Source organism: Acinetobacter sp. Ver3 (assembly GCF_000632455.1).
Lineage (GTDB): Bacteria > Pseudomonadota > Gammaproteobacteria > Pseudomonadales > Moraxellaceae > Acinetobacter.
The window spans coordinates 1-8,923 of sequence record NZ_JFYL01000093.1 but is presented as its reverse complement, the minus strand read 5'-3'; the positions used below and the strand labels follow the sequence as shown (position 1 = coordinate 8,923).

Below are 8,923 nucleotides of genomic sequence, written 5' to 3'. Positions count from 1 at the left end.
CTATTAATTATTAATTAAGCTAGCTATATAAGATTTTAAATTTAAAATTGTTTTAGCGTTATACAAATGACTGTTTTAAATTTAAAAGGTGTAGTAACTTAGTCCAAAGTTATTTATATTAATAGTAATTGTAAATATAGAATGATTTGACAAGTATGTCTGCAAAAATTATTGCTGTTGCGAATCACAAGGGTGGTTGTGGTAAAACAACAACAGTTGTTCATTTAGCCTCTGAGCTAGCAAACTTAGGAAAGAAAGTGCTTGTGATCGATTTAGATCCTCAAGCAAATGCTAGCTTGCATATTGGTTTAAAACATCCAAGTGAAGTTGGAGTAACAACCGCTGAGTTATTAGTAGGTGATGTCTCATTACTTACCGACGCTTTAGAAGAAGATACTAATTTTGATAATGTTTCACTAATTTATGGTTCTCTCAATTTAGGAAAAACTGAGGACCAACTAAAAGAAGATGCTCCAAGACCTTCAGAAGAACTCACTACAAAATTAGAACTATTAAAAGATCTTTATGATTTTATTTTAATTGACTGCCCTCCAAGTTTAAAACTATTGACTAGTAATGCTTTAGCATCTTCAACACATGTAATTATCCCGATTGAATCTGGCTCACAATATGGCCTATATGGTGTTACAGACTTACTTAATCATTTGGAAAAAATAAAGAGAATCAATGCGGAGCTACAATTATTAGGTGCCCTACTGATTAAGCACGATGAGCGACAAAATGTTTGTAAACTCATTCGTGATGAAGCATTTAAGCAAGTGGGCTATATTATGGAAACGACTATTCCACAAAGTACAAAAGTAAATCAAGCCGCAATTATGCAGCAGTCTTTACTTAAGTTAGACAAAAGTGGAAAGGTTCGAAAGGCTTTTGAAAGTTTAGCTAAAGAAATATTAGCTAAAGTTAACTGATTGAGAATTTTATGGCAACTGCAAAAGAACTTTTAGCTCAAAAGCTGAAACAAAATACTCAAAAGCATCAATTAGCTCAAAAAGATAATATAAAGGAATTAAAGGAATTTAGACGAAATGTCCCCATTGAAGACATTTCACGGAGTCCTTATCAACCGCGTAGAAAATTTGATGAGCAGGAAATCAAAGAACTGGCTGAATCGATCGATGAAGTTGGTTTGTTGCAACCCATCACTGTTCGTAAACTTGAAAATTTAAAATTTGAACTGATTGCAGGTGAACGTCGATTACGTGCGCATGAAATTCTAAAAAAATCGACCATTGAAGCCATTATTATTGATGCAAATAATGAAGAAGCTTCACTACTTACACTAGCTGAAAATTTAAAACGCCAGGATTTAACAGACTTCGAAATCTATATTGGTCTAGTAGGTTTGGATGAAAACTTAAAGAAAAATAAACAACGTTTAGCGAAATCTTTAGGCTTAAATCGTGAAGACATGTATAAATATTTATCTTTTGAAATGTTGCCTAAAGCCATCTTGAATGATTTGGCAAATGAGCCCCAATTATTAGGTCGAACTGCTGCAACAGCTTTTAAAAAATTTCTTGCAGATCACGACGAAATAAAACTACGTGCTGAAAAAGCCTTGTTAACTGTTTGGACAAAAGTAAAGAATGGCCAACTTGAGCAAACTAAGGCTGTTGTACAAGCTACGAAATACCTAGTTCAAGATAATAATGATTCTCCATCAACATCGCTTGTAAAAAAAATTGAATATGCTGGTAAAGTTGCTGGGAATATTAAATTTAATGATAATTTATTAAAGGTTTCTCTAAAAATTTCTCATTTTGATGATGCTAGTTTAGAAAAATTAGAAAATATATTGAAAGAGTTGGTAGAGCAAAATCAAGAAGTGTAGCAAGTTGCTACACTTCCTTTCTTTAAAATATGTCTGATAGTATAATCTTTGTGATACCTAGTAATAAAATTAATCATCATTCTAAATACCAATTTCATCTTTGAATAATTTAACCTAGGACTTACGCATTGACGGATTCAAAAAAGTATTAAAATACTTTATAAAGTATCTGTGATCAGACGAATTAAACATGCTTCTACAGCAACTTGTACATTACCCATTTATATGGGCTTTCTCATGACAGAACCGAACTCTATTAGCTGCACACAACTTGCCGAGACTTATAATATCTCGCGTGATAGTGTAAATCGCTTTCTAGAGCGTGAAGACTATACACCTCACGACCTATATCAAGAATCAATTCAATATATTGATAATAACAAACTTATAGTCAGTATTGATGATACTGTTTTAGATAAACCCTATAGTCAACATATGGACTTGGTTAGCTATTTTTGGTCAGGCAGACACCACCGATCTGTCAAGGGTATTAATCTCATTACCTTGTATGCGACAGATCAAAAGGGTCAAAATATGCCAATTAATTTCCGAATTTATGACAAATCTGAAAGTAAAACCAAGAATGATTACTTTATGGATATGTTAAGTGAAGTACTCAGTTGGGGTGCAAAGATTCAATTTATTACAGGTGATAGTTGGTATTCATCGACTGGAAATCTAAAAACCATAAGAAAATATGGTATTCGATTTATGTTTGGTATCGACTGTAACCGTAAGGTTTCCCCAGAAAAAGGACAATGGTTTCAACTGCGTTTATTGCCAAATTTTCATCAGGGTCAAGTGGTCTGGCTCAAAGATTTTGGCTTTGTACAATTATTTAAGACTCAGTTAAAAGAACAGCAGAGGTTTTATATTGTACATCAAAATGAAGATGATTTATTGTCCTTTCAGGGTTTTCATGAATTACATTCAAGTCATTGGAAAATAGAGCAATATCACCGGGTTATTAAACAGGTTTGTCATATTGAAAAGTTTCAGGTAAGACGATCTAAACTGATTTTGAATCATATTTTTTCAGCCTTGATGGCCTACGTTGAGATACAAAAGAACCAGTTTGAGCGGATCTTGGAAAATGTATATCGTTGGCAGAAGAGATTATTTAGACCAATTATCAAAAGCTTCATTGATGACTTTATTCTCGATAAAAATCACCTGCTACCACAGAGAATCTTTAAATAATAGTGCGTAAGTCCTATAATTGTATAAACATTTTTAGTGTCTGGTAATCATGTCGTCATTGATCAATTTTCTATCTCGCTTTAGTACTGCAACTCTTCATCGTAGTCTGAGCTATGCTAAGCACATTGATAGGGAAACAATTGAGTTTTTTGAGGAAAATGATGATGTCACGATGTATGCCCAAATTGAAGGGACAGATTATTACGATACTGCGATTACCTATAATCCCCAAAAAGACCGTTTAATTGATGACGACTGCACTTGTCCGGTTGGATATAACTGTAAACATGCTGCGGCTTTAGCGCGGTTATTCTTTCAGGAATATCGCCAGGAATTTCAGCAGCGTTATGCTGACTCTCAATCCCCGCAGGGAATCACAAAACGCCAACGGGGGGATGATCAGGCGCAGCGCTGGTTGAATGATTTTAAACGGTATTTACAACAGACTGAACCAGAGCAATCTGTCAAAACAAACAATTATTTAATTTACCTGCTAGATCAGTCTGTCAGCTTAAAGAAATTGACAGTTGATGTTCAGAAGGCCAGACGCAATAAAAACGGCTCAATTGCGGGGGAAAGTTATTATACCCAATATGAAAATATCACCAGAAAGCATCTGACTTTACCTGAACAAAAACGACAATTATTTAACCAGATTTATTATTATGCCAAAATAAACAGTGACGAACGCTTTTATCAAAGCAATCTTGATATCTCCAGAATTTTATTGGAGCATTTCAAATCTTTTATTCAAAGTGGCGATGTGTACTGGCAAAAAAAGAGCCATACTGCACTTCAATGGTCAGAACAAGGCTATCACATCGAATTGATCTGGCAACAAGGTGTAAACAAACAGACAGAGCATTTAAACATTGAATTGGTCAATGGTGATATTCGACTTGATTTGAAATCAAATCCACATATTCAGATTCTCGCGAGCCATCCACCATGTTATGTGAATATTCAACAGAACACGGTGGGCCAGTTATATGGTGAATATACGGCAAATCTTCTGTACCATTTTTTACAGATGCCTGATCTTCCATCTATGCTCTTGCCAGAGTTTGAGAAACTGACTCATCAATATTCAGACGTGAAAAATCTGCCTCGGCCCGAGTCTATTCAGCATATTGAGGTTCTTGAGGGAAGTCCCCAGCCAATTTTACGCTTCGGTGTTTTAGATAAATTTGATTGGAAATGGGAAGAGTCTGTTTGTGCTGAAATTGAATTTTCCTATGCTGGTGGGCGAATAAAAGCAGGTACATCAGGTGACAGTTTTATTGGTGAGCAGCATGGGAAAATGGTGCGACAGCTTCGGGACTTAGTTCAGGAACAACAGTCAATCCAGCGTTTACAGCTATTGGTCGAATCACTGAAGTGGGTGAAAGATCTTAGTTATGACCAGCAATTAAAACTGGATAAACAACGTCTCGATTCTATGGTTTTTGCTTTCTATGGAGACTGGATCAAACAGCTGATGCCCATCAATCAAATTGAGTTGATGGGCTGGCAGATAGAGCATCTGGAACACAGCCCCTTTAACCTGCAATATGTTGAAAATTTAAATATTTCTATCACTGAATCTGAAGGTCAGCAGGACTGGTTCAATATCGGGGCGACGGTTCAAGACAGTGCAGGCAATTCTTATAATTTACTTGATGCGCTCGTAGCTTTGGTGCGAGTAAATCCTGATTTACTTGATCCACGGACTTTTATTCATCTGCATGACAGTCAAATTTTCACCGTGAAAACTGCAGTTGATCAACCTGATTTGGCGCTATCCGCTAGGGATATTAAGCCGGTATTGTTGCATCTGCAGAGCATTTTACAGCAAGAAGAGCGCAGTATTGATCGCTATGATGCGAGTCAATTATTAGAATTGCAGCATAATCTTGGGATGACATGGCAGGTCAGTGATCGCCTGCAGAAATTTGTACATAAATTCAAACAAGGCTATCAGCAACAACTACCGACACCACAAGGTTTTCAGGGGGAATTACGTCCATACCAGCAGCAGGGCCTAGGCTGGTTACAGTTTTTAAGGGAAACCCAGCATGGCGGGATTCTGGCGGATGATATGGGCTTGGGCAAAACAGCACAAACTTTAGCGCATTTACTCATGGAAAAGCAGGCTGGTCATTTGCAGGACAGACCCGCCTTAATTGTTGCACCCACATCGCTGATGCATAACTGGTTCAAAGAAGCGCAGAAATTTACCCCTGAGCTCAAGTTACTGCTGCTACAGGGCCCCGACCGTCATCAGTATTTTGAGCAGATTCCGCACTATGACATTGTGTTAACCACCTATCCGCTTCTGGCGAGAGATGAAGAGCAACTAAAGCAATATGAATATCATCAACTCATTTTGGATGAGGCGCAGAATATCAAAAATCCGCGTGCCAAAGCAGCACAGGTAGTACGGCAATTAAAAGCACGACATCGTTTGTGTCTAACCGGTACCCCGATGGAAAATCATTTGGGTGAGCTATGGGCACTATTTTATTTCCTGATGCCAGGATTTTTATATTCACAAGAAATTTTTAATAAAAAGTACCGTCATCCGATTGAAAAGCGCGGTGATCAGCAGTTAAGACAAAAGTTGGTCAACCGGATTAAGCCCTTCATTTTACGTCGCTTGAAAACTGACGTAGCCAAAGAGTTGCCAGAAAAAACCACGATTGAAGTCAATATTGATATGAATGACCAGCAATCCAAGTTGTATGAGGCTGTTCGTGCCTCGATGCAGGCAAGCATTCAGAAAATTGTGGCAGAAAAAGGCTTTAAACGTAGTCAAATTCAAATTTTAGATGCCTTACTGAAGCTACGTCAGGTGTGCTGCCATCCTAGCTTACTAAAGCTGGATTCAGTGAAAATTGGGCAGGCAAACTCTGCCAAACTTGAACAGTTGATGGATATGGTCGTTCCAATGGTGGAAGAGGGGCGAAAAATTCTTATCTTCTCTCAGTTTACCTCAATGTTGGAACTGATTGAGCAGCAGCTCCATCACGCAGAAATTGGCTATGTGAAACTGACTGGAAAGACCAAGAAACGGGATGAAGCTATTACTACATTCCAGTCTGGACAAGTGCCGGTATTTTTAATCAGTCTGAAAGCAGGAGGGGTCGGTCTGAATCTAACCGCCGCAGATACAGTCATTCACTATGATCCATGGTGGAACCCTGCTGCTGAAGATCAAGCTTCAGATCGTGCATGGCGGATTGGACAGGACAAGCCGGTATTTGTGTATAAGCTGATTACCAATAAAAGCATAGAAGAAAAAATTCTTGCCTTACAGCAAAATAAAGCAGAACTGGCACAGTCTATTCTAAGTACCGATCATGAGGGAGAAGCGAAACTGACGGAAAATGACGTGATGAACTTGTTTGAGAAATTTTAGCTTGGTTGCAGATTTCCTCTAATCATCTGTAAGTATCTGAAAGTCTGGATGCAATTTTTTCCAATGTTCTCTTAATTTTTCTTTATGAACAGAAATCATAGGTAAGTCTAGTAATAGCGCTGGCCATACTGACCGTGCTTTGTCCATAATGGCGTGAAGTTGTTTTTCAATAACACGCCATGGAACACCGACTTTTTCAGCCCATTGTTCAAAGTGTTTCATCTCAGCTAAATACCAATCTTTATTTTTGGCAAGATTCAATGCGAAATGAAGCTCATTTTCAATATATACACTAGTCATCAATATATCGTATGCGGGAGATAATCTTGGTGTTCTTTTGTCCTGATAAATCATACTCCAGTTTTTTAAGTGTGCATCTCCATTGGCGAGCAAAATGTTGACAAGTAAGCGGCTGGCAAATTGCTGAATATCAAGAATTTTGTTATCTGAAAATTGATAAATGATCTTTCCTATCTGCTCATAATTTGTGGTGCTGTATTTCTGCTGTGGATATGCACCGAAGATCTGAGCAAAGTCTTCGATGTGAATAAGCTCTGTAGTATCAGCAGTACTCTGTCTATCAAATCTTTTGATTGCGAAAGCATATTGCTCTTGGGGTAAATTTAATGGTGGAAGGTCTTGTAAAAGGGCCACATCCACCAAGCGAATCTCAGGGACATCTATTCCGACCGTTTTGGCAAGGGTCATCATAGAATATTCATTTAGCGGAACAAAAGCATGTCTGGAAGAAGGAGTTTTGACAATCCAGTCCCCGAGTAGAGACGATTCCGTTGCCTGGACTAGTGTAAAACGCCCATCTTTGGCTTTCATGGAAAACTTCATTTGGACGCCGGCCAAGGAAAACTTATTATCTGTTCGAATCTCTTGCTTTAAGATCTGATCTGGATTAGAGATCTGCAGTTTGAATTTTATTTCATCTGGAATTTCTTCTGGATCTAATGGAGTCGCAATGAGTGCTCCAGGTAAATCATGACCTAAAGCTGCCAATAACTGAAATTCATTGTCTATATGTACTTTGAGGCTTTGTGCAATCAGTTCGCGTAATGCACCTTCTGGTAGCAAGTTTGATAGCAAGGGATGTAAACGCTGATGTGTAACATAGGTCTTTTCTAAAATCTTATCCACTTGAGGATACAAGGGGGAAGTCAGCAGGCTCAAGGTCGGGCGTTGCTGATCAGAGCGGAAAGAATCTGTAAAAACCAGAATATTTTTTCCGCTCTGAAATCCTGCCAAGTATCCAACGATACCGTGATGTAATGTTAATTTCAGGACGGCAACAGTATTCATGGTTCCTCTCCTCCGAGAAGACCCTTCCATGGGTTAGTCATTAAGTCATCCTGATCTTCAATAGTGACTTTAATTCCATCATTCAATAATTGTCTGATCAAATGAACCTTATCATCAGGGATGAGCATCAGTTGAGCATTTAATCCTGCCGCTATAATTTCTAAAGTCTCTAATCGAGGGTTGCCCTGACTTTCCAGTTTTTGGTACTGCTGTCTTGAAATGCCTGTACGGGATTGCATATCAACTTGCTTTAAGCCCAATTGGGTTCGTCTTTTTTTGATTTGCTGAAGTAAAGACTTATTCATTGTAGATACATTTATTTCTTTTGGATTCTATAAGAGACATATTAGTTGCTTTTTTTTTGAAAAGCAATTTATGACTTTATCATTTCGATCTGTAAAACAGCCCTAGCTACGTAGTGATCTGAAATGACTCTGAAAATACAGTTAAAATTTGCATTCGGACCCGCATCCTTTGTGATGGCCAGTTATTTTGATGCCAAGGAGACCCACACATTTAGAATCTTAAAAGCGGCTTTACGTTTAATTATCTTATGGATTGAAAATTGGGGTAGTGTCAATAGATCGAAAATTATAAAACGATATTATTGTGTGATTGTTCTACAATATAGCCTAGAGCTTTATAACTTTTACTCCTTCTCTGGAACATTTTGACAAATATCGGATGGTTAACATCAACATAATCATATACCTGAACTTCAAATTTACCTTCATTTGATCTATGAATACGCCCAACATATTGAGCCAAAGTGCCTTTCCATGAAATCGGGAATGCCAAGAACAAGGTATCTAAACGAGGAAGATCAAAACCTCCACCAATGTATTTTCCCGTGGCAATCACAACATGAGCATCATCTAAATTTTGTTTTTCTTTTATGTTTTTTGTATGGCTCATACCTCCCTGTAAAATAGATGTTTTATACCCTAAATCATTCAACTTATTTCTAAGATTTTCGGCATGTTTTCTACGTTCAGTTAAAATTAACGGGATCTGACCATTTTGAATACAATGAGAGACATCTTTAATAATGGCATTATTACGTTCTTTATCTTCAGTAAGATGTTGCATCAGCTTTGAAATATGTGGTTTATTTTCGGTACCAAAGAAAATTTCTGGGAATTCACCTTCATAATTTACTTGTA

7 protein-coding genes are annotated in these 8,923 nt (G+C 37.5%); 4 read left to right on the top strand and 3 right to left on the bottom strand.

Annotated features, from left to right (window positions below; genetic code table 11):
- Positions 1–155: 155 nt before the first annotated feature.
- The 4 genes from CL42_RS14875 (at position 156) to CL42_RS14860 (ending at position 6,452) form a co-directional block, all read left to right on the top strand.
- The gene (locus CL42_RS14875) at positions 156–932 is read left to right on the top strand and encodes a ParA family protein (RefSeq protein WP_035270320.1); all 777 of its coding nucleotides are present in this window, start codon (positions 156–158) and stop codon (positions 930–932) included.
- An 11-nt stretch (positions 933–943) separates the two neighbouring features.
- Positions 944–1,855 (top strand): ParB/RepB/Spo0J family partition protein, encoded by a 912-nt coding sequence (locus tag CL42_RS14870; RefSeq protein WP_035270317.1) that lies wholly within the window; start codon positions 944–946, stop codon positions 1,853–1,855.
- Positions 1,856–2,026: 171 nt separating this feature from the next.
- A complete protein-coding gene (locus tag CL42_RS14865) occupies positions 2,027–3,055 on the top strand; it encodes a transposase (RefSeq protein WP_081403309.1) in 1,029 nt (342 codons plus the stop codon).
- Between the two features lie 49 nt (positions 3,056–3,104).
- Entirely contained in the window at positions 3,105–6,452 is a 3,348-nt protein-coding gene (locus CL42_RS14860; protein WP_035270310.1) for a DEAD/DEAH box helicase, read from the top strand.
- An 18-nt stretch (positions 6,453–6,470) separates the two neighbouring features.
- Here the strand turns inward: CL42_RS14860 and CL42_RS14855 are convergent, their stop codons facing one another.
- The 3 genes from CL42_RS14855 to CL42_RS14845 form a co-directional block, all read right to left on the bottom strand.
- Positions 6,471–7,760 (bottom strand): type II toxin-antitoxin system HipA family toxin, encoded by a 1,290-nt coding sequence (locus tag CL42_RS14855; protein ID WP_035270307.1) that lies wholly within the window; start codon positions 7,758–7,760, stop codon positions 6,471–6,473.
- Positions 7,757–8,065, bottom strand: a complete 309-nt coding sequence (locus tag CL42_RS14850) for a helix-turn-helix transcriptional regulator (RefSeq protein ID WP_034684105.1) — start codon at positions 8,063–8,065, stop codon at positions 7,757–7,759. The genes CL42_RS14855 and CL42_RS14850 overlap by 4 nt, the downstream gene beginning before the upstream one ends.
- A gap of 286 nt (positions 8,066–8,351) precedes the next feature.
- On the bottom strand, positions 8,352–8,923 hold a 572-nt coding region (locus CL42_RS14845), incomplete at its 5' end, for a helicase-related protein (protein ID WP_035270302.1).

What these genes read in the sequence shown, in the direction of transcription:
- CL42_RS14875 (WP_035270320.1), top strand. Translation starts at nt 156, where the DNA reads ATGTCTGCAAAAATTATTGCTGTTGCGAATCACAAGGGTGGTTGTGGT.
- CL42_RS14870 (WP_035270317.1), top strand. Translation starts at nt 944, where the DNA reads ATGGCAACTGCAAAAGAACTTTTAGCTCAAAAGCTGAAACAAAATACT.
- CL42_RS14860 (WP_035270310.1), top strand. Translation starts at nt 3,105, where the DNA reads ATGTCGTCATTGATCAATTTTCTATCTCGCTTTAGTACTGCAACTCTT.
- CL42_RS14855 (WP_035270307.1), bottom strand. Translation starts at nt 7,760, where the DNA reads ATGAATACTGTTGCCGTCCTGAAATTAACATTACATCACGGTATCGTT.
- CL42_RS14850 (WP_034684105.1), bottom strand. Translation starts at nt 8,065, where the DNA reads ATGAATAAGTCTTTACTTCAGCAAATCAAAAAAAGACGAACCCAATTG.